Origin of the sequence: Mesorhizobium sp. M0011 (assembly GCF_040324155.1) — a bacterium.
In the GTDB taxonomy this organism is placed as follows: Bacteria; Pseudomonadota; Alphaproteobacteria; order Rhizobiales; family Rhizobiaceae; genus Mesorhizobium.
Map to the genome: position 1 here is coordinate 22,987 of NZ_JAMYVQ010000029.1, position 22,270 is coordinate 45,256.

A 22,270-nucleotide genomic window follows, 5' to 3' on the forward strand; every position below is an offset into this window, starting at 1 on the left:
AGGAAGCCTTTATGGAACGCATAATCCTCGACGTGGATTCGGCCGGCGACGATATTCTCGCCGTGCTGTTTGCAGCGGTCAATCCGACGCTCCGGCTCGAGGGGGTGACCACCGTGACCGGTGCGGCCGGCCCGATCGAGCAGGTCACCAACGTCGTCCTCAACACGCTGACGCTCGCCGGGCGTGACGACATCCCGGTTCACGCCGGCGCGTGGCGGCCGATCGTCGGCAACGCCAAGGCCGACATGGAGGCGCCGGTGCATTTCGAAAAGCGCCTTGTCGCCCGTTTCGGCGATCGCCTGAAGAAGTTCAACCCGCCGGCGCCGACGCCGGTGCGGCAGGCCACGTCGGGACATGCGGTCGATTTCATCATCGGCACGGTCATGGCCAATCCGGGCGAGATCACGCTGGTGACCACCGGCCCGCTGACCAACGCGGCGATGGCGCTGTTGCAGGAGCCGGGATTGACCGGTGCACTGAAGCGGCTGATCGTGCTCGGCGGCAATTTCCAGACGCCGGGCAACATCACGCCGCTGTCGGAGTACAACATCTGGGCCGATCCGGAGGCTTCGCGCATCGTGCTGAACGCCGATGTCGAGAAGATCCTCGTGCCGCTCGACATCTGCGAGGACAACCGCGTCGCCGATTCGATGCTGACACGCGACGACATCGCCGACATGCAGGCCGTCGCCAAGGACAATCCCGTCCTTGAGATGATCGCCGACAGCTTCCCGATCTATATCGACATCTGGCGCGAATTCTTCGACCTCGTCGGGTTCCCGATGGACGACGTGATCACCGTGGCGCTGGCTTTCGATCCCGGCCTGGCGACGATGACCGAGCCGCTGTTCGCCGACGTCGTGCTCGACGGCAGGCTGGCGCGCGGCCAGACCGTCGCCTATCGCGGCCGGCAATTGCTGCCCGGCGGCGGGCCCAAGACGACCCGCATCTGCACCGGCCTGGACGGCCGGCGTTTCCTCGACGGCTTCAAGAAAACCATAGCGCGCTACGAGCGGGCGGCGTGAAAGACGACATGATGACCAAGCCAACTCCTATCCTGTTCGACTGCGACCCCGGCCACGACGACGCCATCGCGCTGGTCATGGCGCATCGCTCGCCTGCCATCGAACTCATCGGCGTCACCACGACCTGCGGCAATGCGGAAGTCGAGAAGACGACCGCCAATGCCTTGCGCATCCTGGAGTATATCGGCGCCGGCGACGTGCCAGTCGCTCAAGGGTGCCACCGCCCGCTGGCGCGCCCGCTGGTGCTCGGCACCGCCGATGGCCCGAGCGGCCTCGAGGGCTCGCCCTATCTGCCGCAGGCGACGATCAAGCCGGTCGACCAGCATGCCGTCGATTTCCTGGCCGACAGGCTGCGCGCCGCGCCCGAACCGATCCTGGTCGTCGCCACTGGCCCGCTCAGCAATATCGGCCTGATGATCCTCAAACATCGCGACGTGCTGCCCAAGATCAAGGAGCTGATCTGGATGGGCGGCGTGTTCTACCGCAAGAGCGAGATCATCACGCCGACCGAGTTCAACGCGTTCTGCGACCCCGAAGCGCTGAAGATCGTCCTCGACAGCGGCGTGCCGATCCTGATGGTCGGCCTCGACGTCACCATGCAGGTGCTGATCGAGGCGCCGCAATATGCCGAACTCGCCACCATCGACACGCCGCTCGGACGGCTCGTCAACGACTGGCTGCTGTTCTACGAGAAGCTGCACCGCAACTCGATGGGCGTCGGCGGCGCCATGCACGATCCGCTGGCGCTGGCGCTGGCCATCGACCCGACATTGGTGCGCACGCGCCCCGCCCATATCGGCGTCGACCTGTCCGGCACCTACGCCTTCGGCGCGACCATCGCCGACTACTGGGGCGAGCGCGGTGAAAAGGACAATGCCCGCATCGCCCATGAGGTCGACGCGGACCGCTTCTTCAAGCTGATGTTCGATCTGCTGCGGGACTGAACGGAGCGCGAGCAGAGGGTACGTGGCTAGCGGAACAGATATTTCGAGACTTCCGGGTTGCCGCGACGCCACATCACGTTGTCCAGGAAGTAGTGGTGCACGTTGATGAATATCCACGCGATGAAGAGGAAAAGCGACGAGCCCAGTACCTGTTTGTCGTAGGGAATCAAGGCACTCAGCGCCATCGGTATAAGCCAGAAACCAAGAGCGCCGAGAATTGTGCCGGCGATGATGAATATTAGCACCCGCAGCCTGTATAGCGGTCCAAGAATAGACAGCCGCTTGAATCCCGAATCCTCAACGGCATCCGCGCGGTCGCGTTCGACATTGGTCTGATACCGCCAGACGACCGCCAAGTACTGCAGCGAATGGAGCGCCGGCACCACAAGCAGCCAAAGCGGATTCAACCTCACGAGCAATATCCAGGCATAAAGGGTCACGATATAGGCGACGACGCCGTTGTACGGTAGTGCACCACCATGCTTGTGCCAGCGATGGCCGAACATCACAGCGGTGGCCGCCGAGGAAGCAGCGGCTACTGCGAACGCGATGTTGATGAGCCATGGGGGGACAGCAAATGTATAGTAGTCTAGGCCCAGGAACTGCTGTTCGGTGATCACCACATTTGTCTGAAGCCAGGCGAACAGCCACACGGCATAGCCGTTGAACAGCAGCACTTTCTTGTCCCGATCACTGAAGAATCTACGCTTTAGCACAGCGTCCACCATCAGCATGCCGTAGCCTTGCTTTACGTAGTGCCAGCCCACAAAGAAAAACATCGCATTCGTTGCATAGCCCAGCAGGCGAGCGTTGCCGGTTGTCGCGCCGTAGATAAAGAAAGCGCCCATGGCCAGCGGGACGACAACGCCGGCGAAAATGTAGCGAAGCTGGAGATTCCTATCGTATCCGTCAGCGCGCACTTTGCGCGCGAAATTGCGATAGAAAATCTGATACGAGTGAGCAAAGTGGGGGTGGTTTATGAGATGGGACAGCAAGAACGCCGAGAGCCCTACAACACCTTCGTACCTGAGAGGCACAAAATACAGGGCCGGCAGGATCAGGAACGCGCTCCCGCCAAGCATGAAAAAATCGATGAGCGGACCAAAGAGGTATTTCTGCGCTGGTGCAGCGACCGAGACCGGAGCATGTACCGAAAGGTGAAGTGCCATACTGCCTTCTCCTTGTGATCGTTTATGTAGTCACAAAAAGCCCTATTTGAATGAGGTCTTTGCACGACTGCGGGTGGCGGACAAGAATCGGTCTTCACCGCCAATCGAGTGACGACAAAGATGGTATCAGCATTGGGGTGGTTCGTTCGTAAGCGTGGTATTCCGGGAACGTCTGTCGCAGGATGGCCTCCTCATTCTTGGCGCGCCGGTACTGCAAAAGAAATTGGAGGACACCCAGCGCCACCATCAACGCCGAAAAATGCGAAATAATAACTCCGGAAACGAAAATCGCCTCACAGACATAGAGCGGATGGCGAACAATAGAATATGGACCTGAGGTAACAAGCTTGCGCGCAGTGGCCATGATGGAGAAAGAGCGTCCAAGCCAGTAGAGACAAAAAAACGAACTAACCGTGCCAACGAAAATCAGGCAGAGCGCTGTCACTTGCACGGTTTCGCTGTCCACTGCCGGGATCAAAAACGCTGCAACCAAGATCAGGAATGTTCCTGCTACAGAGGTTACTCTCGACTCGATGCCTCGCGCAGTTCCCTTCGGCGGAAGGCGCCAGACTGTCATAACAAGCTGCAACACCATAAAGGCGATTGTGCCGGTTCGAGTAACGACGGCCAAGGAACTCGCCGAAGTTTCCTGCTGAAAAGTGACGAACAGATGAATCGCACCAAATGTCGTCAAAACCGTTACAACAAGGACGATGACCACACGACCGATAAAATCCTCTGTTAACATCCTGCTCCCCACTTCAAAGATTCACTGAAGCATCGCATTCCCGCTTCGACAAGAAAAATGTTTATTAATAGTAAACATAGCTCGGCAGGTCTACAGCCAACCAACGCCGATTTATTTGCGCCCTTCTCGTTGTTGCCCATAGCATTAAGCCATCGAGTAGCTGTAGATGTGGAATACGATCGTGCAAATCACTGCCATCGAGATCGGCACTCCGAAAGGGACGACGCCTTTGCGATCCATATGCTGGATGTAGAGCCGGAACGCGCCTTCAGGCAGCATGAAGGGGGTTTTCACCACAACTACCGTGACCAGGGCAAAGACCAGCAACAGCATGGAAAACAGGACGAGGCCGCTGCCCCCGATCAAGAATGGCATGACCGCCATCAGCTTGACGTCGCCGGCGCCGACCTTGCGCAGGACCCAGAACGGAAAAAGCGCGACAAACAGCAGAAGCCCGGCGAGAGCGCTCAGCCCCATGTCCCACCACGATCCGGACTGAAGTGAGAGCAGCAGCAAGCCCCCAGCCCCCAGGCAGAGCAGCAGCAGCACGTCGCGATTGGAAATCTTCTGGGTGGTGAAATCGAGCCAGGCAATCCTTGCCAGCAGAGGGATGGCGAGCACTTTCAGCAGCAGTGCTTCGACGAGCAACATGCTAGCGCTCGACGTTCTGCACGCTTGACGACAAAAGCTTCAGATTGTTGGCGACGGTCGGGTCGTTGGGCGCCAGTTCGTAAGCCTTGAGGAAGTTCGAGCGTGCATCCTGCAGCTTGCCGCGCAGCAGGAAGGAATAGCCGACATTGTTGTAATATTCGGGCGTCGCGCCGACCAGCTTGAAGGCCCTGGCATAGGCCCGGTCGGACAGGTCGAAGCGGTGGATCCGGTCGGTGCAGGCGGCCAGCCCCATCCAGGCGTTCCCATCATTGGGCGCCAGCTGTGTCGCCTTGAAGAACAGCGCGCCGGCATTGCCGTAATTTTCGGCGCGGAACTGGTTCTTGGCTTCTGCCACAGCTTGGTCCGATGCATAGTATTCGACATCGCTGACCGTCTTCAGCCCGTCGAAAGCATCGCCAAAAGACGTCACGTCGCCTTTCGACGGCTCGTTGGTGCGCACGACACCGTCGGTTATATCCGTCTGGCAACCGGCAAGCACCGCCATGAGCAGACAGGCCGCGGCCGCGATAACCCTCTTCATAATGTGTCCCCTAGGGTCCCCGACTCACATTAGGCCCAAATGATATACCAAACTAGAAGAAAATGCCCTTCATGCGAATGACCACAGGCAGCATCACTACCATCATGACGACAGGGAAGATACAAAGCCCGAGTGGGATCATCATCTTGACCGGAAGCGCGTTGCCGCGCTCCTCGGCGCGCAAGATCCGCTGGCTACGCATCTCATCGCTATAGACGCGTAAGGCATCCGTCAGACTGGTGCCGAGTTCCTCGGATTGTCGAAACAGCACCGCCAGGGCTCGCGCTTCGTCCAGCCCGATCCGGTCCGAGAGCTCGCGCAATGCCTCGCGCAAGGGTTTGCCGGCGCGCAGCTGCAAATTCATGATTGCAAGCTGGATGCCGAGCCATTTGTGGGTTCCGGCCAATTCGCTGCCGACGCGCTCGACCGCCGCTTCCAGGCTCATGCCCGCATCGGCGCAAGTGATCATCATGTCCATGAAGTCGGGAAAGCCACGACGATAGGTTTGCTTCTGCCGATTCTCGAATCGGTCGAGCGCGATACTGGGAATGACGATGCAGCCAAGTCCGATCAAGGCCGAGCCCAGGAATGCGAACAAGCCCGGCAGTTGCGCGGGCAGCACACGCGACAACAATGCATACATGGCAAGAAATCCGATACACACTGCCGCGAGGCGGCATAGCGTGTAGATTACCGGGGCGCTGGATTTGTAAAAACCGGCCCGGAACAACTTCGCCTCCAGAGCATTCGGTTCGCCACGTTCTTTCTCCAGAGCGCGAAAATAGGCGTCGACAGGCCGTTGCGCTGAAATCCTGTTGATTTCCTGCTGGGCGTAGAGCGAGCGACGATCGGTAATCCCTTCCGACAAAAGGCTGCGGGCCACCAGACGTCTGGTCTGAATGACAGGGATGAAGGTGAACGCAATCAGCAGGAATAGGACCGCCGCCGCCGAGAAAACAGCAATGGACAACAATATGTTCAGATTTTGAAGATTTGAAAACAAGATTTGTCTCGCTCGTCAAAAATCGAAAGTGACCATTCGGTACATAATGAAGTCGCCCACCAGCGCCCAAGCTCCAAAGATCACAAAGACCGGGATGAGTATAGGACTGTCCCAGACGTCGCCGTAATAGCTTGGAGCGATGAGCATTAAGATGCCGAACATGAAGATTGGAAAGAGCGAGATGATCCAGGCTGACATCCTGCCCTCAGCGGAAAGTGCCTTAATCTTGAGCCGCAGCTTACGCCGCTCGCGCAATACGGAGGACAAGTTCGACAGGATGCCGGTGAGATTGCCGCCCGTCTTGGCCTGGATGGAGAGCGACACTGACAGAAGATGAAGGCCTTCAAAGCCAACCCTTTCCGACAGTTTTCGAACCGCCTGTTCGAGGCTGAGCCCAAAAGTGACTTCGTCGGATACGATGCCGAATTCGGTGCCTAGCGGATCAGGCATTTCGCGCGCGACCAATCCGATCGCCACAGTGGTCGGATGGCCGGCGCGCAATGAGCGCACGATCATGTCGAGTGCGTCGGGAAGCTGGGCGGCGAATTTCAGGATTCGCTTGTTTCGCGCACGCCGCAAAACGAAAATCGGTAGGAGGAAGCCGATAAAAACAAAGGTGACAGCTGCAGCAAGGACCGAAACCCCCAGAATCAGATTCAGCAACAGCGCCAATACGGCCCCCGCGAAGATGAATACTGCTGCAAAGGACAGTGGATTGCCAGTTATTCCGGACTGTGTGTAAAGCCTGTTTAGCGCGACCGCACCAAAGACGAAGTCGCCCGATGCCGTCAATCCACGCTCCTGTAACAATCTCTGGAGGCTTTGTTCGGCGGGCGCCTCCTCGCCCAGCCGTTGCAAGCGGCGATTTATTGCGCCCGCGCGAGCACGCCTTCCCGCAAAGGACATGTAAAGGGATTCGGCAGCAAGGATCACCGATGCCGCCGCCAGCACGTAGATGAAATAAAGGAGCGTCTGGCCGGTCAGCATCAAAGCGCAACCTGCGGATTGAAGGCGTCCTTGGCGAAATGATGGCCGAGTGTCGCCGCCTCCTGAGCAAAGCGCGGCCGCACACCGGTGGCGCGAAACTCGCCAATAATGGCGCCTTCAGCAGTCACGTCACGGCGGACGAAATGGTAGATTTCCTGCATCTGAACGATATTACCCTCCATGCCGGTAATTTCCGATATGGACGTCACCCGCCTGCCGCCGTCGGACAGGCGCTGCGTCTGGACGATGATGTCGATGGCCGAGGCGATCTGCGCCCGGATGGAATCGTTGCTCATCGGCATGCCGGCCATTCCGACCATCTGTTCCAGCCGCGAGATCGCATCGCGCGGCGTGTTGGCATGGATTGTCGTCATCGAGCCTTCATGGCCGGTGTTCATCGCCTGCAGCATGTCGAAGGCTTCCTCGCCGCGCACCTCGCCGACGATAATGCGATCGGGCCGCATGCGCAGCGCGTTCTTCAGCAGTTCGCGCTGGCGCACTTCGCCCTTGCCCTCGACATTGGGCGGGCGCGTCTCGAGCCGGCCGACATGTGTCTGCTGCAATTGCAATTCCGCCGCATCCTCTATGGTGATCAGCCGCTCCTTCGAGGGAATGTGACTCGACAGAGCATTGAGCAAGGTGGTCTTGCCACTGCCGGTGCCGCCGGAAACCAGGATCGATTTGCGCGCCTGCACGGCGATCCGCAGCAGTTCGATCATGGGCGGGCGGATCGAATTGAATGCCATCAAACGTTCGAGCGAATAGGGATTTTTCGAGAATTTGCGGATCGACACCAGAGGGCCGTCTACCGAGACCGGTCGCACGGCGATATTGACGCGTGAGCCATCCTCCAGCCGTGCATCCACCATCGGCACAGATTCATCGACACGCCGGCCAATGGCCGAGACGATCTTGTTTATGATCCGCAGGAGATGCGCCTCGTCGCGGAACCGTATCGACGTCTCCTCGATCATGCCGCGCCGTTCGATGAAGACCCGCTTGTGGGTGTTGATCAGGATGTCGGAAATCGAGTCGTCTTTCAGCAGAGGTTCAATTGGCCCAAGACCAAGCATCTCGTCGGCCGTGTCGCCGGTCAGCTGGTCTAGCTCACGTGCATTCAACGGCATGCCGCGGACACGAACGAATTCGCGCACGATGGGGCGGATCTCGTTCAAGATCTCATCCTTGGAGGCATTTTCAAGAGCGGTCAGATTGAACCGATCGATCAGGTGGCGATGAAGCTCGACTTTGAGTGTCAGGAAGTCTTCGCCATGCGATTCGATGTCGACGGCTGGCGAAAGGGCCGGAGCAACAGGCAGTACAGCCAGTGAATCTATCTTCGGCGCTGCCTGCTGCTCGCTAGGCCCCTTGATGAACCGCCCCAGCATAATCGCTTATACTCCCCTTAATCCCTTATTAGGGGAAACTAACTGTTAACCACGGGAGGCACAAGCGCCCAGGTGGTCGGCGTAGCCTCAATACTTTCTACATAGTTAAGACCAGGAGGCTGTAATAACGCGCTTATTTGATAGGGCTACCGGTTCGGGGTCAGGTTCTCGATACCGCTTTTCGGGCTCATCCTATTTCCCGGGACAAACCACCCGGCATGGGCGGCTAAGTCCTTAGATATAAAGGAATATGCAGTACCCCTAATGCTTCCTCAATCTTGCCACATCCACGGCCAAATTGTGAACGAATGGTTAAGGACGATCGAAAAATGAAAAGAATCAAACCCTTGCTAAGATTCGACTTTGCAATCTTCTTGCCGAATCACGTATATGAAAGTTAAGGAACCCTTAATCTCGTTTGACTCTGCGTTTTCACGCGACCTAGGATCGTTGTGACGGGGGATGCTTGGGTATGGATTTCATCTCTTGCTCTGTCTCGTCGGGTTCAAACCTCCAAAGGGAGAAATTGACATGAAGAAGCTCATGACGATGACCCGGCAGTTCCGCGACGATGAAAACGGCGCTGCCATGGTCGAATACACTATCCTGCTCGGCATCATCACCGTGGCGGTCATTGCTTCGGTTATCACGGTCGGCACCTGGGTCACCGGTCGCTGGACCGGCCTGACAACGGCGCTGGCCACGGTGCCTGCCCTGCCGGGTTGATTGCTTAGCCGAAGCTCAGGGAGAGGCCCAAGCCGGAGAGTTTGGGCCTCCTTCCGGCAACTACAGCCCGAAGTAATAGAATGTAATGGATTAACCTCTGTATGATCGGATAGGCTTTATGCGTGCCAATACCGTCATCATGATCGTTCTCGCCGGCGTGTTCGGCGTGCTGGCAGTGGTGCTCGCCAACATCTGGCTGGCCAACCAGCGCAGCGCGATGGCGCATTCCAGCGACGTCCCGCGCGACACAGTTGTGGTGGCAGCTGTCGCCCTCAAATTCGGCGACGCGCTGACATCAGACAAACTGCGCGAGATTGCTTGGCCGGTCGGCGCAGCACCGGCTGGCGCCTTCAAGACAACGGAGGAAGCCTTGGCCGGCGACGCCCCCAGACAGGCATTGCAGTCGATTAGCGTCAACGAGCCCATACTCGCCACGAAGATCACCGGCCCCGGCCAGCGCGCCACGCTGTCAGCCGTGCTCGGCGAAGGTATGAAGGCCGTATCAATCCGGGTCAACGATGTGCTCGGCGTCGCAGGCTTCGTTTTCCCAGGGGACCGGGTCGATGTTCTCCTGACGCGAACGACGCGTGGCGACGATGGCGCAGACAGGAGTTTTGTCGATGTGCTGCTGCAGAGCATGAAGGTGCTTGCCGTCGACCAGGTGGCCGACGAAAGCAAGGACAGCCCGACGGTGGTGAAGTCGGTCACGCTCGAAGCCAGCACCAGGGATGCGCAAAAACTGACGCTAGCAGCAGGGGCGGGACAATTGTCACTAGCGCTGCGTCAGGCAGCAGCCAGCCAGGGCGAAACGACCGAACGCATCACACTTTCCGACCTGACCGGCGAAACGCCGGCCGATGTCGCCGCCAGGCAGGCGGAGCTCAACAAGAAGGCAACGGCCGAAGCAGAGGCTGCCGCCGAGCGCAAGCGCGCCGAGGACAAGATTGCCGGGTTGACCCAGGCCGTGGAGCGGGTGGGAAGCCGTCTCGACGAGTTGGGCCGGGTCAAACCAGTTCCTGTCTCGGCACCGGAGACAAAGGAAATCGTCAAGGAAGTGGTCAAATACGTGCAGCCGGAGCCGCCGGCACGCGCCACGATCGGCGTATTCAGGGGTGTGAAGCTCGAAACATACGACGTGCCGCGAGAACAATAGCTAAGCGCGGCGAAATGGGATGCTGCCACCGGCAGCGAGTGGGGAGACGGGGATGCGGGGATATTGCCTGGGGATAGCGACGGCCGCGTTGTCGTGCTTGGGGGCGCTTTTGCTGTCGAGCCTGGCGGCCGGCGCAGCCGACCGCTTCATCGATGTGTCGACCCCCAGCGTTCATCGGATTTTCCTGCCGATGTCGCAATCGGTAACGATCCAGGTGAGTGCCAATCTGGGCGATATCGTCGTGGGCGACGAGAAGATCGCCGACGCACAGCCGATGACCGACCGCACGCTCTATGTCATCGGCAAGGGGGCCGGCACCACAACGGTCAATCTGTTTTCGACGGACAAGCGCTCGCTCGGCGCCCTCCAGATCGAGGTCGGCGTCGACGTCAGCGACATGGCGCAGGCGATCCGCCAGGTGGCGCCCAAGTCGCGCATCGAAATCGGCTCGGTCAATGGTAGGGTGAGACTGGGCGGCCATGTCAAGGACGGCGCCACGCTGGCTGCGATCATGGACGTGGCGAAGCAGTACGGACCCGACGAGATCATCAATTCCGTCACCGTCGACGATAGCCAGCAGGTCAATCTCGAAGTGCGTGTGCTGGAAGCCAAGCGCAATGCCGGCCGCGATCTCGGCGTGTCGATCAGGAGCACCAACGGCAATGGCACAACCCGTACCGGCACCGGTGTTGCGGCCGTTGACGAGGACAACATCGTGCTCGGACCGGGCGGTCTGCTCAGTGGCCTGCTGTCGAACACCAATCCTTTCGCAGCGCTGATCACCCGCGTCATCGACAGCAACATCAAGGTCGACCTGATCATCGAAGCGCTGGAAGCCAAGGGCGTGGTGCGCACGCTGGCGGAGCCCAACCTGACCACACTTTCCGGCGAACCGGCCAGCTTCAATGCCGGCGGCGAGGTCCCGATCCGCAGTCTCAACAAGGATGGTGAGATCCAGATCGAGTACAAGCAATTCGGCGTCAATCTTCGGTTCACGCCAGTCGTGCTCGCCGACGACAAGATCCATATGAAACTCGCGCCGGAGGTCAGCGACCTGACAGGTTTCACCACCGCCGGCGACCCGATCTTCACCAACCGTAAATTGGATACCGTGGTCGAGTTGCGCGACGGCCAAAGCTTTGCTGTCGGCGGGCTTTTGTCGAGCAAGACCACCAAGCAGCAGGAGCAGGTGCCGTGGCTCGGCCAGGTGCCTGTGATCGGGACGCTGTTCCGCAATTCGAGCAGCCAAAAGGAAGAGACCGAGCTGGTCGTCATCGTCACGCCGCACATCGTGCGGCCGGTGAAGCCCGGCGAGCAGTTGGCGACGCCGTTCGACAAGACACGGCCAGCCAACGATCCGGAATTCTTCGTGCTCGGCCAGCTTGAGGTGACCAAGGATATGGTCCGAAAATATGAGCTGGGCGAAGGCGTCACCGGCCCCTATGGCCACATGCTCGACTTCAAATCGAAGGACAAGATGCTCTATGTCAAGAAATAGCGCCTTGATCCTCATCCTGTGCGCCAGCGCGCTGTCGGGCTGCGCCGCGGACTATCTGAATCACTATGATTCGGTGACCCTGGCTGCTGGCGACACACAGAAATTCAATTCGATGCTGCAGACGGTCGACCCGCTCAATCCTAACGCAAGGAATACCAAGATCGAGGGTGACGGCGCGCGCGCCGCTGCCGTTGCCCAGGCCTACAAATATCCACCGCCGCCACCGCCGCCGCCGGCGATCACGGTCAATGTCGGCGGGTCGGGTGTGACACAGTAAACCGAACAGAAGGATGCGGTTTCAATACGCCGAGCAATACGAGGAAACCTGGCGTCAGGGGAGCAAAAAGTAGGCCATGCTGCGGACCATTCGCGCGTTCTGGCACGATCAGAGGGGAATAGCGCTGATCCTCGTCAGCATCACGCTGCCGGCGATCATCGGCTTTTCGCTGCTGGCGATCGACATGAGCCGGGTCAACAACCTGCACAATGATTTGCAGAAGGGTGCGGACGCCTTTGCGCTCGCTGGCGCGGCCGAACTGGATGGGGCGTCAGACGCTATTGTCCGTGCTGACAGGGCGATCGGTACACTCGTAAGTAATCAATACGCCTTCTCGACAACGTCAGGCCCGCCTCCAACACTCTTAGCCTCAGGCGTGACACGTCGCTACCTTCGCTCGTTGCCGGCCGACGATAATCTTCCGATTGCCGCAGCCAACATGATCACCGACGAGGTGGCTGATGCAAAACTTGCCCGTTTCGTAGAAGTCACCGCAACTCCGGTTGGGTTCGGCGCAATTTTCCCGGCCTCCTTTTTGGCGTCCGGCTCTAGCAATGGTTTCAATGTGGGGGCCGTCGCCGTGGCGGGATTCACCTCCGGCGTCTGCGACTTCACGCCGGTCTTCATGTGCAATCCCTATGAGATGGTTAACGGCACCAACGACGCTGGTGGATACACATTGGCGCAGGCCGTTTCCGTTCCGTCTGTCCATCGTCGACTGATCGAACTGAGGAAAGTCGGAAGCGGTGCGGCCGCGGGTCCAGGCAATTTCGGCTTTCTGGAGCCCCCGTCAGGTGTGGGGAACGGTGCCCAAGCCCTGGCACAAACTATTGCAACATCGAAGCCAATTGGCTGCTACAGCTCGGCCAGCGTCTCGACGAAGACCGGTCAGAACGCCGGTCCAGTGCAGGACGCCTTCAATGTTCGTTTTGGAATTGGAGCTGGCGGCACTTTCGATAGCCCCGAGTATGGTCCTTCTGCGAATGTCCGAAAAGGGGCAAAACAGGTCAAAGGCAGCGCAAACCAATGCCCTGCCATGAACCAGCTTTCGTTCACGGAAGCTGGAACAAAGGGCCTTCCTCGCGATGCGACGACCCCCTATCAGGGCGGCCGGATGGGCGACGGAAATTGGGATTTCGCAGGCTATTGGAGCACCAACTTCGGTTCCGTTGCCTATCCATCTTCATGGGATACCACCAAACCGACGCGCTATGAGGTCTATCGTTACGAGATATCGGCCGGATTGGTTGGCACCGCTTCGACGGGTGGAGAAATCGGAACCCCGTCGGCAGGGTGCCAACCGCCTGTCACCACAGTTGATCGCCGCTTGCTATATGGTGCGATCCTCAATTGCGATGCACTCGAAGCTGGGGGCAACGATCTGTCCGGCCACAGCACCAACCTGCCGGTCGAAGCTTTCGGCAGCTTCTTTATCACCGAGCCGGTTATGTCTGCGTCCGATGATGCGTCGGTGATGGTCGAACTGGTCGACATTACGGGTCGCGGCGGGCAGAGTACGCTGGACAATTTCCTTCGTGACGAAACACAGCTTTACCGGTGATGGCGATGATTGGCACGCTGTCCCGATATCTGAATAGATTTCGCCGCGACAGCCGCGGGGCGGTTCTCGTCGAAATGACTCTGATTACGCCGCTGATGCTGATCCTGTCGGCGGGCGTGTTCGAGTTCGGCAATCTGATCCACGATAAACTGCTGATGGAGGCTGGGCTTTCGGATGCAAGCCGCTTCGCCGCGCGCTGCAACAGTCAATTGTACACCCAGGCTGGGCTGGCAGCGATTAACTGCGCGGATATTGCTGCCAATATAGCCGTCTTTGGCAAGGCGGTGGTGGTTCAGACAGATGCCCCGCGCGTCGCCGGTTGGCAAAAAGCGGGGGGGACATCCAACAATGCGACAGTGACTATAGCGGCCTCTGGATCCTGCCACGATGCTGTGCAAGCTGGCGTCACCCAGTATCGCTCCACCACGGCACAAGTCTGCATCGTCAGAGCGGACGGCAGCTACCCATATACCGGTGTCGGCATGCTGTCATTTATCGGCATCGGGCCGATTACGCTTCATGGCTTCCACGAGGAGCGGTTGATCCGGTTCTGATCATGATCAAGCGCTTTGCAAAATCAGAAGACGGCGCGGCAATGGTCGAAATGACCATCGTATCGACACTGCTTTTTGCCCTTGTCCTCGGCTTCGTCGATTTCGGCAACGCTTTCTATCAATGGAATGCGGCGACCAAGGCCGTCCAGATCGGCGCTCGACTGGCGTCGATCTCCGATCCGATTGCGCCGCAGATTTCCACAGCTGGCCCGACTGCGACGCCGGGAGCGCCAGTGACCGCAGGCTCGTTTGACTATGTCTGCAACGGCGCAACATCGACCTGCAATTGCACAGGCGCCTATTGTGTCGCAAGCACGTGGTCAACAGCAAATTTCAGCAGAATTTTTGCCGGCGACGACGGCGCGTGTGGTGCGGTAGCTGGCAGTCGTCCAGGCATCTGCGACTTTTACCCTTATTTGACACCAGCAAACATCGTCATCCGCTACTCGGCCACAGGGCTTGGCTATCAGACCCGGCAGGGCGGACCTGTGCCGACAATAACCGTCAGCCTTCAAAATGTGACCTTCCGGTTCTTTTTCCTGCAGGGACTGATGGGTTTTGCGGATATCACCATGCCCTCCATGCTGAGCACGGTCACGGGCGAAGACCTAAAGAGCACCGCGCCATGAATGCCATCAACACCAAGGTTACACCGACCAAGCGCAAGCAGGTTGCGCTGTTTTCGTCGGATCCGAATTTCAAGCGCGATGTGGCGACGCGGCTCGATGCGCTGGCGATCTATGATGTCAGGGTTTCCGAGACGAGCGACTTTCTAAAAGGTCCGCCCGCGGAGACGCGCCCTGGCATCGTCATCCTCGATCTCGGCAATGGCGAGCTGCTCGGCAGGCCGGGCATCGTCGAGGCGCGCGCACTGTGGGCCAGCGTGCCGCTGATCGCGGTTTCCGATGAGCTGAGCTCGGAACAGACGCGCGTTTTGGTGCGCATGAACGCTTCGGACTGGCTGCACAAGCCGCTCGACGGCAAGGAGCTGCTCAATGCGGTGACCTTCCACGACACCGGCAACCAGGGAACCAAGAGCCGGATCATCACCTTCATCAGCGCCAGCGGCGGCGCCGGCGCCACGACGCTGGCGCTGTCGGCGGCCGAATTCCTGGCTTCGAAATCGGCTGAGCGCGCGGCGTCCACCTGCCTCGTCGACCTGGATTTCCAGAGCGCCAATTGCGGCGCCTATCTCAATTTGTTCAACCAGTTCGACCTTGCCGGCATCATCGGCCAGCCGGAGCGGCTCGATGTCGAGCTGATGGACGTCATCAAGCTGTCGCGCCCGTCCGGGCTCACGCTCTACGCATTCGAGCGGCCGCAACTGCCGTTCGAGCCGCATGGCAGCGATTTCGTCTTCCGGCTGCTGGATCTTGTCGCCTACCGCTTCGACGACATCGTCATCGACCTGCCCAATCTGGAAACGCCCTGGCACAATTCCGTGCTGTCGACGAGCGACGAGATCTTCATCGTCTTCGAACTCAACGTCGCGTCGCTGCGGCAAGGCAAGCGGCTCTACAAGAAGATCCGCGAGTTGCGCGGCAATGCGGTCTCGATCACGCTGGTCGCCAACAAGCACAAGCGCAAATGGTTCGGGAACCATTTTTCGCGCAGCGAGCTCGAAAAGATCTTCAAGGCGCCGCACATCAAGTCGGTCGCGCTCGACAACGCGCTCCTGACCGACGCGCTGAACAGGGCCATCCCGCCATCCGAAGTGGATGGACGGGCGCGCTTCAACAAGGATCTGAAGCGGATGTTCAAAGAGCGGCTCGATGACGCTGCCCGATAGATATCGGATCGCTCCAAAGCTCGCCGGCGCCTGCGTGCTCGGCGTGGCGCTGGCGCTGTCCGTCCACGATTTCGCCGAGGCGCGATCGGCGCTTTCGGAGCGGCCGCCGCTGCCGGCGATGGGACCCAGCCTGCGCAAGGCCGTTGCCTTTAGAACCGCCGAGCAGCCGGGCACGATCATCATCCGCAAGGACGAGAAGGCGCTTTACCTGGTGACCCGCCAGGGCCAGGCGCTGCGCTACCAGATCAGCGTCGGGCGCGACGGGTTCGGCTGGACCGGCACCGTCAAGGTCGGGGCGAAGACCGAATGGCCGGAGTGGCGCCCGCCGCAGGAAATGCGGGCCCGCCAGCCGGAGCTGCCGAAAATGGTGCCCGCCGGCCCCTACAACCCGCTCGGCGCAAGGGCGCTCTACCTGTCGCGGGACGGGCGCGACACGCTCTACCGCATTCACGGCACCAACGCCCCGTCGGGTGTCGGCTTCGACGGGACATCGGGCTGTTTTCGTCTCACCAACACGGATGTGATCGATCTTTTCAAACGCGTCGCTGTCGGCGCAAAGGTGGTGGTCCAATGACGATGATCAGCGAACCGGACATGCCGGCGATCGATATCGGAAACCAGGAACAGCGCGACCCGGTTGCCACCGAGAAATTCAGCAAGGCAAAGACGATCGGCGTCATCGTCGCCGGTGGCGCGCTTCTGATCACCGCGGTCAACATGGCGGCCGCGGTCTATCTCTACCGGGGCATGAGCGACCTGCGTTTCGTCGAAGCGCGGCTGGAGCAGCTCGGCGCGTTCGAGCAGCGGATCGCGGCCCGGCTCGACACGGTCAACAACGGCTTCCAGAGCCGGTTCGAGAAACTGGACAGCCAGTTGCAAGGCAGCTTCAACGAGATCGATGCCAGCATTGCCCGGTTGGGGCAGAATGCGCCGGTCGCCGGCGGCGAGGCCATGCCGGGTGCGGAAGAACCGTCCGAATTCGCCACCAGCACGCTGGCGCAAGCGCCCGAAGCCCTCGACGGCGAGAGCGCGAGCGAACCCGGCGTCATCGAAGCGCCCGCACCCAGGAAGAGAATCGCATCGGCCTCGCCCCCTGCTCCAAGCTCCAACTACCAGCGCATCCAGCAGCCCGACGGCAAGGTCTATTACCGCCGGATCAACTAGACCCGGCAGAGCCCGGAGCGGGCGGGTTGCAGGGGGCGATCGGTCTAGAGATCGCGCTGCAGCGCCAGGATACGGATGGCCCGGACGGACCGCTCCCGCGCCTCAGTGAGGAAGGCGATGTGGCAGTAGGCACAGGCCACGATGCCCAAAAGCAGAACCAGGCTGTTTTTCAAGGTGAAATCGACGGCCAGCGAATACGGAAGACCCTTGGGCGACGTGAATTCGGCAATCGTGCTCGCCGTTTCCGAATGGCTGCCGACGGCGATCATCAGGCCAGCGAAAATCAAGGCGACGTGGTTGGCGAGGAACGAGAATGCCGACTTTTTGGTGTGGCACGCCACCCAGCAGACGATCGCTGCCGCGGCAAGAATGACGGCGTCGACAGCCATGGAACCACCCAGCCAGACATCGACCTGCTGCCAAAGCACCGTCGACAGAGGGCGCAGTTCAAGCCATAGCCACCATGCGGTGGGGCTGGCTGGATAGGTGCCCAGCAACAAGGTCGCCACGCGCTCCCCTGCCAGGACCGCCAGAATGAGAAACGGAAAGGCGAAAAGCAGGAGCGGCTTGCGTTTCATGTTCCCTCGACAATCTGCAAGCCAGGATAGACCGCATAGATTGCTCAAGGCTTAACAACCCTACTTCCGGCCCTCCCCCGATTGCGAGCGTTCGAGGACGGCGAAGAAGATCACGGTGAGCAGAAGGACGATCAGCAGCAGCACGAACGCGGCGGCCGCGCCTTCGTTGAGCGAAAGGCCGAGAAAGGCACGGCGATAGGCAAAGAAGCTCAGCACTTCGGTCGCATTGCCTGGCCCGCCCTTGGTCAGGACATAGGGCAGATCGTAGGTCCGGAACTCGTTGATCAGCTGGATGATGATGGTGATCGCCGCGACCGGCCGAAGCATCGGCAGCGTGATGTAGAAGAATTGCTGCCAGCCGCGTGCGCCATCCACTTCAGCTGCCTCATAGGGATCGCGCGGCAGAGCGGCGAGCCCCGCGGCGAGGATCAGCACGACGAAGGACATTTGCTGCCAGATGTCGATCGCCGCCATCGTCCAGAGCGCCATGCCTGGCGTGCCGAGCCAGTCGAGGCGCGGCAGGCCGAACGTTTCCATCAGATGATTGGCGATGCCGAGATTGGGCTGGAGCAGCATGCGCCAGATCAAGGCGACGCTGATCGGCGACATCGCCATGGGAATGGTCAGAATCGCGAAATAGACCGGCTTCATCCGGACCGTCCGGTTGAGCATCAGGGCAATACCGAGCCCGATCACGAATTCGCCGACAACCGTCACCGCCGAATAGCGCACGGTGAGCCAGAGCGCGTTCCAGAACAGCTCATCGCCGATCATCGAGGCGAAATTCTTGAACCCGACAAGCGGCAGAAGCTGCGGCTTGATCAAGGTCATCGAGGAGATCGAGAGGATGCAGGCATAGGCCAGCGGAAAGCCCATCACGATCGCCAGCAGCAGCAGGCCGGGCAAGGCAAAGGCCCAGCCGGCCCGCCACTCGCGGCCACGGGCAGCCCATCCTTTTTTGATCGCATTGTGCATCGTAGCCGAGCCTTGGTCGGGGTGGCGTTGCTGATCTCGTCAAGATCCGGGGTCTGGACAAGTCCGGCGCGGCTGACACCGCCGCGCCGGATCTCCTTGCCGAGCCGGACCGCTATTTGTCGAGGAGCCCCTGCAAGCCGTCGGAAGCCGCCTTCAGCGCCGCGTCCGATGTCGCCTGGCCGCCAGCCGCCAGCGAGAGCTGGGTACCGAGCAGATCCTCGTATTGCGCCGAATAGGTGAAGATCGGGAACGACTTGCCGGTCGCCACCACATCCTCGGCGGTCTTGTAGAAGGGATATTTCGCCAGCACCGCCGCATCGGCATAGACATCGCTGCGCACGGGCGCGTGGCCCTCGAGCGCGCGCTTCACCGAAACATCCTTGCTCTGCACCCACTGGATGAAGGTCCAGGCGGCTTCCTGCTCTTCCGGCGACGTGTTCTTGGGAATGCCCCAGCCCCAACCGCCGCTTTCGCCGTGGCCACCCGGCATCACCGACAGGCCGACCTTGCCGGCGACCGTCGGACACTTCACGGCATCGTCCATCTGCGGCAGCATCCACCAATAGGTGACCATGCTGAAGGCCGAACCGCTGCACATCAGGCGCATGGTGTCATCGAGCGTCGCCGACACGGCACCCTGCTGGGCGCCGTGCTGGATGTTGTCGACATAGAGATCGAGCGCCTTCTTGGCCTCTGCCGTGTCGAGGCTCGCCTTGCCGTCGGCATTGAGATAGCTGCCGCCGGCGGAGAACAGGTAATTGGAGAATTCCATGCTGTTGGGATCGCCGCGCTGGCCCTGCATCGCGGCTCCGGCGACGCCGGCATTGGCCTTCATGAATTTGGAAATCGTCACATAGTCTTCGAGCGTCGTCGGCAAAGCGAGCTCCTTGCCGGTTGCCGTCTTGTAGGCGGCCTTGAGCTTCTCGTCGCCGCTCAGGTCCGTGCGGTAGAGGAGGCCCATCGAGTAGTTGTACATGGGCACCAGGAACAGCTGGTCCTTGGTCCGGCCGAGCAGGTCAAGCGTCGAGGGAATGAAGGGGCTCAGATCGTATTTGGATTTCTCGACGAAGGGTTTCAGGTCGGCCAGCCAGCCGGCCGCCGGAAATTCGCCGGCCCACAGGAAGTCGACCTCGAGCACATTGTAGTAGCTCTGCGACGCGGTCAGCTGGGACACCAGCTTGTCGTGCATGTCGGGATAGCCGATCTTCTCGAACTCGACCTTGATGCCGGTCTGCTTCTCGAATTCGGGCAACAGCGCTTCGATGATCTTGGTTTCCGGCACGTCTTCCATCAAGGCGTGCAAGGTGATGGGCTCAGCCGCCCTGGCCGGAAGCGATGCGCTGACAACCGCTGCCCCGCTCACGGCCGTCATCAGCATTTTGATCAAGGTCTGCTTGTTCCAAGTCATAACTCTCTACTCCTCTTTCCCTCTGGACGCGGCGGTGATCCCGTCACGATTTAATAACCGGCTAGCGAGCCATGTCGGCTCTCGGAGCGACCGGCCTATTTCACGCTGCCGAACGTCAAGCCCTGGACGATGAAACGCTGGATGAAGCGGGAAGCCACGACCAGCGGCAGGATGGCAAGCACGACGCCGGCAGAAACCTTGGCGATCTGGACGCCGTTCGAGGTCTGCAACGCGGCGAGCGCAACCGGTATGGTCGCCGTCTTCGGCCCGCTCAAAACCAGGGCAAACAAAAACTCATTCCACGCCAGGATGAAGCCGAGCACGCCGGCGGCCGCGATACCGGGCATCGACACCGGCAGCACAATGCGCCAGAAGGCGCCCCAGGCGGTCGCGCCGTCGGTCATCGCCGCCCACTCCAGATCGACTGGAATGCCTTCGAAGAAGCCCATCAGGATCCAGGTCAGGAAAGGCAGGTTGAGCGCGGCATAAACGATGATCAGCCCGGTCAGCGAATTGCTGAGCTCCAGGCTTCGGAACAGCGTGAAGGTCGGCAGCACCAGCGCCACGGGCGGCAGCATTTGCGTCGCCAGAACGGCAAAGCGCGCCCAACGACCGCCCGTACGGAAGCGGGCGAAGGCATAGCCGGTGGTGGCGGCGAAAGGCAAAGCGAGCAGAACCGAGCCGAGCGCGACGATCAGGCTGTTGAGGTAGGACTGACCGAAGCGACCTGACAGCAGCGCCGAATAATTGTCCGTCGTAAAGGCCGGCATCAGCTCGTTGCTGTAGGATAGCTGCTCGGGCACGAAGCTCGTCCGCAGCACCCAGAGCGGCGGCAGCAGCACGATGGCGCAAACGACAATCAGCCCGAAATGCAGGCCGAAGCGGCGGCGAAAGGCAGGCCGTTCGTTTCTGTCCATCATCGAGTGGCCCCCATGAGGCTCGGCCGCGCGATGACCAGTTCGGTCTCGGGATCAAACAGGTGCATTGGCAGCGGGTCGATGTAGAGCTCGACGATCGAGCCGACGGGCGCCGTGAAATAACGGCTCAGGCGGGCGGCGATCTCCAACGGCTTGTCGTCTCCGGCGGGGTGGGCATGATCCTTGCCGGTGGCCTGACCCGCGATCTGGCCGATCAGGACGTTCTCGGCGCCGAGAGCCTCGACGGCCACGACCCGTACGGCAATCTTCTGCCAGTCCGGCTTGTCGGCGCGTTCGTGGAAATCTTCGGCTCGAACGCCCAGAATGACGCGGCGCCCGACACGCTCGCCATAGGCGTTGCGGTGGCGGGCGGGGACGGTAAGCACGGCACCACTGTCGGTCACGACGGAGAGCCCTTCGCCAGGTGCGGGCTGAAGCGTGGCCGGAATGAGGTTCATCGGCGGCGTCGCCAGGAAGCGCGCGACGAAGGTGTTGACCGGGTCGGCATAGACTTCAAGCGGCCGGCCGGCCTGGACCAGGCGACCATCGCGCATGATGCATATGCGATCGCCCATGGTCATGGCCTCGACCTGGTCATGCGTGACATGGACGATGGTGCGGCCAAGGCGCCGGTGCAGCTTGACGAGTTCGAGCCGCATCTCTGCACGCAGCTGCGCATCGAGGTTGGACAGCGGCTCGTCAAGCAGGAAGGCCGCCGGTTCGCGAACGATCGCCCGACCGAGCGCGACACGCTGCCGCTGGCCGCCCGAAAGCGCTGCCGGCTTGCGGCCGAGAAGATTCTGCAGCCCGAGCAGGTTAGCGGCGTCCGCAATCTTGGCATCGATGACCGCTGCGTCGGTGCCGCGCATCTTCAGCCCGAAGGCCATATTCTGCCGCACCGACATATGCGGATAGAGCGCGTAGCTCTGGAAAACCACCGCGACGTTGCGGTCGCGCGGCGCGACATTGGCGACGCTCTTGCCACCGATGCGGAGATCGCCGGAAGAGATACTCTCCAGGCCGGCAATCATCCGCAGCGTCGTCGACTTGCCGCATCCCGACGGGCCGAGAAAGATCACGAATTCACCGTCAGGAATGGTGAGATCGACCTCATGCACCCCGTAATTGCCATTGCCGTAGAGCTTGGAAACGCGATCGAGCTCGATAGACGCCATAGACTTTCCTCATGAACCCGTCTGACCCGGCTGAACGCC

Annotated in this window: 24 protein-coding genes; 12 read left to right on the top strand and 12 right to left on the bottom strand. The window is 60.4% G+C overall.

Annotation, left to right across the window (positions count from 1 at the left end):
• Positions 1-11: 11 nt before the first annotated feature.
• Both NKK51_RS25580 and NKK51_RS25585 read left to right on the top strand, forming a co-directional pair.
• Positions 12-1,025 carry a nucleoside hydrolase gene (locus NKK51_RS25580; RefSeq protein ID WP_352554992.1) on the top strand — a complete coding sequence of 338 codons (1,014 nt, stop codon included), beginning with the start codon at positions 12-14 and terminating at the stop codon, positions 1,023-1,025.
• Complete coding sequence (locus tag NKK51_RS25585) at positions 1,022-1,969, top strand: nucleoside hydrolase (RefSeq protein ID WP_024502284.1); 948 nt, start codon at positions 1,022-1,024, stop codon at positions 1,967-1,969. Before NKK51_RS25580 ends, NKK51_RS25585 begins: the two co-directional genes overlap by 4 nt.
• A gap of 26 nt (positions 1,970-1,995) precedes the next feature.
• On the opposite strand, the gene NKK51_RS25590 is transcribed toward NKK51_RS25585, so the two are convergent.
• The 7 genes from NKK51_RS25590 to NKK51_RS25620 all read right to left on the bottom strand — a co-directional run bounded on the left by NKK51_RS25590 (position 1,996) and on the right by NKK51_RS25620 (position 8,456).
• Positions 1,996-3,138, bottom strand: a complete 1,143-nt coding sequence (locus NKK51_RS25590) for a hypothetical protein (protein ID WP_352554993.1) — start codon at positions 3,136-3,138, stop codon at positions 1,996-1,998.
• A 94-nt stretch (positions 3,139-3,232) separates the two neighbouring features.
• Positions 3,233-3,886, bottom strand: a complete 654-nt coding sequence (locus NKK51_RS25595; RefSeq protein ID WP_352554994.1) for a methyltransferase family protein — start codon at positions 3,884-3,886, stop codon at positions 3,233-3,235.
• A gap of 144 nt (positions 3,887-4,030) precedes the next feature.
• On the bottom strand, positions 4,031-4,537 hold the full coding sequence (locus tag NKK51_RS25600) for a prepilin peptidase (RefSeq protein ID WP_352554995.1): 507 nt from the start codon (positions 4,535-4,537) through the stop codon (positions 4,031-4,033).
• Position 4,538: 1 nt separating this feature from the next.
• A complete protein-coding gene (locus tag NKK51_RS25605; protein ID WP_352554996.1) occupies positions 4,539-5,078 on the bottom strand; it encodes a tetratricopeptide repeat protein in 540 nt (179 codons plus the stop codon).
• Between the two features lie 52 nt (positions 5,079-5,130).
• On the bottom strand, positions 5,131-6,081 hold the full coding sequence (locus NKK51_RS25610; RefSeq protein ID WP_352554997.1) for a type II secretion system F family protein: 951 nt from the start codon (positions 6,079-6,081) through the stop codon (positions 5,131-5,133).
• 15 nt (positions 6,082-6,096) lie between these two features.
• Positions 6,097-7,068, bottom strand: coding sequence for a type II secretion system F family protein (locus tag NKK51_RS25615; protein WP_352554998.1), 972 nt, complete (start codon positions 7,066-7,068; stop codon positions 6,097-6,099).
• Positions 7,068-8,456, bottom strand: coding sequence for a TadA family conjugal transfer-associated ATPase (locus tag NKK51_RS25620; protein ID WP_352554999.1), 1,389 nt, complete (start codon positions 8,454-8,456; stop codon positions 7,068-7,070). The genes NKK51_RS25615 and NKK51_RS25620 overlap by 1 nt, the downstream gene beginning before the upstream one ends.
• Positions 8,457-8,987: 531 nt before the next feature.
• On the opposite strand from NKK51_RS25620, the gene NKK51_RS25625 reads away from it, so the two are divergent.
• The 10 genes from NKK51_RS25625 to NKK51_RS25670 all read left to right on the top strand — a co-directional run bounded on the left by NKK51_RS25625 (position 8,988) and on the right by NKK51_RS25670 (position 17,178).
• Positions 8,988-9,182, top strand: coding sequence for a Flp family type IVb pilin (locus tag NKK51_RS25625; protein WP_352555000.1), 195 nt, complete (start codon positions 8,988-8,990; stop codon positions 9,180-9,182).
• A gap of 118 nt (positions 9,183-9,300) precedes the next feature.
• Positions 9,301-10,335, top strand: a complete 1,035-nt coding sequence (cpaB, locus tag NKK51_RS25630) for a Flp pilus assembly protein CpaB (protein ID WP_352555001.1) — start codon at positions 9,301-9,303, stop codon at positions 10,333-10,335.
• A gap of 52 nt (positions 10,336-10,387) precedes the next feature.
• Positions 10,388-11,833, top strand: a complete 1,446-nt coding sequence (locus NKK51_RS25635) for a type II and III secretion system protein family protein (RefSeq protein ID WP_352555002.1) — start codon at positions 10,388-10,390, stop codon at positions 11,831-11,833.
• Positions 11,820-12,110, top strand: coding sequence for a hypothetical protein (locus NKK51_RS25640; protein ID WP_352555003.1), 291 nt, complete (start codon positions 11,820-11,822; stop codon positions 12,108-12,110). Before NKK51_RS25635 ends, NKK51_RS25640 begins: the two co-directional genes overlap by 14 nt.
• Before the next feature lie 76 nt (positions 12,111-12,186).
• On the top strand, positions 12,187-13,671 hold the full coding sequence (locus NKK51_RS25645) for a TadE/TadG family type IV pilus assembly protein (protein ID WP_352555004.1): 1,485 nt from the start codon (positions 12,187-12,189) through the stop codon (positions 13,669-13,671).
• A gap of 5 nt (positions 13,672-13,676) precedes the next feature.
• Positions 13,677-14,225 (top strand): TadE/TadG family type IV pilus assembly protein, encoded by a 549-nt coding sequence (locus tag NKK51_RS25650; protein ID WP_352555005.1) that lies wholly within the window; start codon positions 13,677-13,679, stop codon positions 14,223-14,225.
• Between the two features lie 2 nt (positions 14,226-14,227).
• Positions 14,228-14,854, top strand: a complete 627-nt coding sequence (locus NKK51_RS25655) for a TadE/TadG family type IV pilus assembly protein (RefSeq protein ID WP_352555006.1) — start codon at positions 14,228-14,230, stop codon at positions 14,852-14,854.
• Positions 14,851-16,014 (top strand): CpaE/TadZ family protein, encoded by a 1,164-nt coding sequence (locus NKK51_RS25660; protein ID WP_292630759.1) that lies wholly within the window; start codon positions 14,851-14,853, stop codon positions 16,012-16,014. Before NKK51_RS25655 ends, NKK51_RS25660 begins: the two co-directional genes overlap by 4 nt.
• Complete coding sequence (locus tag NKK51_RS25665; RefSeq protein ID WP_352555007.1) at positions 15,998-16,588, top strand: L,D-transpeptidase; 591 nt, start codon at positions 15,998-16,000, stop codon at positions 16,586-16,588. The genes NKK51_RS25660 and NKK51_RS25665 overlap by 17 nt, the downstream gene beginning before the upstream one ends.
• Entirely contained in the window at positions 16,585-17,178 is a 594-nt protein-coding gene (locus NKK51_RS25670; protein ID WP_352555008.1) for a hypothetical protein, read from the top strand. Before NKK51_RS25665 ends, NKK51_RS25670 begins: the two co-directional genes overlap by 4 nt.
• Before the next feature lie 44 nt (positions 17,179-17,222).
• Here NKK51_RS25670 and NKK51_RS25675 read toward each other — a convergent pair whose 3' ends face one another.
• The 5 genes from NKK51_RS25675 to NKK51_RS25695 form a co-directional block, all read right to left on the bottom strand.
• Positions 17,223-17,756: a hypothetical protein gene (locus NKK51_RS25675; RefSeq protein WP_352555009.1), complete on the bottom strand. Its 534-nt coding sequence runs from the start codon at positions 17,754-17,756 to the stop codon at positions 17,223-17,225.
• A gap of 60 nt (positions 17,757-17,816) precedes the next feature.
• On the bottom strand, positions 17,817-18,731 hold the full coding sequence (locus NKK51_RS25680) for a carbohydrate ABC transporter permease (RefSeq protein ID WP_352555010.1): 915 nt from the start codon (positions 18,729-18,731) through the stop codon (positions 17,817-17,819).
• Positions 18,732-18,843: 112 nt separating this feature from the next.
• Positions 18,844-20,139, bottom strand: a complete 1,296-nt coding sequence (locus NKK51_RS25685; protein WP_352555011.1) for an extracellular solute-binding protein — start codon at positions 20,137-20,139, stop codon at positions 18,844-18,846.
• A gap of 95 nt (positions 20,140-20,234) precedes the next feature.
• Complete coding sequence (locus NKK51_RS25690) at positions 20,235-21,059, bottom strand: carbohydrate ABC transporter permease (RefSeq protein ID WP_081734746.1); 825 nt, start codon at positions 21,057-21,059, stop codon at positions 20,235-20,237.
• A complete protein-coding gene (locus NKK51_RS25695) occupies positions 21,056-22,231 on the bottom strand; it encodes an ABC transporter ATP-binding protein (protein WP_352440768.1) in 1,176 nt (391 codons plus the stop codon). The genes NKK51_RS25690 and NKK51_RS25695 overlap by 4 nt, the downstream gene beginning before the upstream one ends.
• Positions 22,232-22,270 lie beyond the last annotated feature (39 nt).

Excerpts from the sequence above, each read along its gene's own strand:
- NKK51_RS25580 (WP_352554992.1), top strand. The coding sequence starts at position 12 with ATGGAACGCATAATCCTCGACGTGGATTCGGCCGGCGACGATATTCTC.
- NKK51_RS25590 (WP_352554993.1), bottom strand. The coding sequence starts at position 3,138 with ATGGCACTTCACCTTTCGGTACATGCTCCGGTCTCGGTCGCTGCACCA.
- NKK51_RS25595 (WP_352554994.1), bottom strand. The coding sequence starts at position 3,886 with ATGTTAACAGAGGATTTTATCGGTCGTGTGGTCATCGTCCTTGTTGTA.
- NKK51_RS25600 (WP_352554995.1), bottom strand. The coding sequence starts at position 4,537 with ATGTTGCTCGTCGAAGCACTGCTGCTGAAAGTGCTCGCCATCCCTCTG.
- NKK51_RS25605 (WP_352554996.1), bottom strand. The coding sequence starts at position 5,078 with ATGAAGAGGGTTATCGCGGCCGCGGCCTGTCTGCTCATGGCGGTGCTT.
- NKK51_RS25615 (WP_352554998.1), bottom strand. The coding sequence starts at position 7,068 with ATGCTGACCGGCCAGACGCTCCTTTATTTCATCTACGTGCTGGCGGCG.
- NKK51_RS25620 (WP_352554999.1), bottom strand. The coding sequence starts at position 8,456 with ATGCTGGGGCGGTTCATCAAGGGGCCTAGCGAGCAGCAGGCAGCGCCG.
- NKK51_RS25625 (WP_352555000.1), top strand. The coding sequence starts at position 8,988 with ATGAAGAAGCTCATGACGATGACCCGGCAGTTCCGCGACGATGAAAAC.
- cpaB (WP_352555001.1), top strand. The coding sequence starts at position 9,301 with ATGCGTGCCAATACCGTCATCATGATCGTTCTCGCCGGCGTGTTCGGC.
- NKK51_RS25635 (WP_352555002.1), top strand. The coding sequence starts at position 10,388 with ATGCGGGGATATTGCCTGGGGATAGCGACGGCCGCGTTGTCGTGCTTG.
- NKK51_RS25640 (WP_352555003.1), top strand. The coding sequence starts at position 11,820 with ATGTCAAGAAATAGCGCCTTGATCCTCATCCTGTGCGCCAGCGCGCTG.
- NKK51_RS25645 (WP_352555004.1), top strand. The coding sequence starts at position 12,187 with ATGCTGCGGACCATTCGCGCGTTCTGGCACGATCAGAGGGGAATAGCG.
- NKK51_RS25650 (WP_352555005.1), top strand. The coding sequence starts at position 13,677 with ATGATTGGCACGCTGTCCCGATATCTGAATAGATTTCGCCGCGACAGC.
- NKK51_RS25655 (WP_352555006.1), top strand. The coding sequence starts at position 14,228 with ATGATCAAGCGCTTTGCAAAATCAGAAGACGGCGCGGCAATGGTCGAA.
- NKK51_RS25660 (WP_292630759.1), top strand. The coding sequence starts at position 14,851 with ATGAATGCCATCAACACCAAGGTTACACCGACCAAGCGCAAGCAGGTT.
- NKK51_RS25665 (WP_352555007.1), top strand. The coding sequence starts at position 15,998 with ATGACGCTGCCCGATAGATATCGGATCGCTCCAAAGCTCGCCGGCGCC.
- NKK51_RS25670 (WP_352555008.1), top strand. The coding sequence starts at position 16,585 with ATGACGATGATCAGCGAACCGGACATGCCGGCGATCGATATCGGAAAC.
- NKK51_RS25675 (WP_352555009.1), bottom strand. The coding sequence starts at position 17,756 with ATGAAACGCAAGCCGCTCCTGCTTTTCGCCTTTCCGTTTCTCATTCTG.
- NKK51_RS25680 (WP_352555010.1), bottom strand. The coding sequence starts at position 18,731 with ATGCACAATGCGATCAAAAAAGGATGGGCTGCCCGTGGCCGCGAGTGG.
- NKK51_RS25685 (WP_352555011.1), bottom strand. The coding sequence starts at position 20,139 with ATGACTTGGAACAAGCAGACCTTGATCAAAATGCTGATGACGGCCGTG.
- NKK51_RS25690 (WP_081734746.1), bottom strand. The coding sequence starts at position 21,059 with ATGATGGACAGAAACGAACGGCCTGCCTTTCGCCGCCGCTTCGGCCTG.
- NKK51_RS25695 (WP_352440768.1), bottom strand. The coding sequence starts at position 22,231 with ATGGCGTCTATCGAGCTCGATCGCGTTTCCAAGCTCTACGGCAATGGC.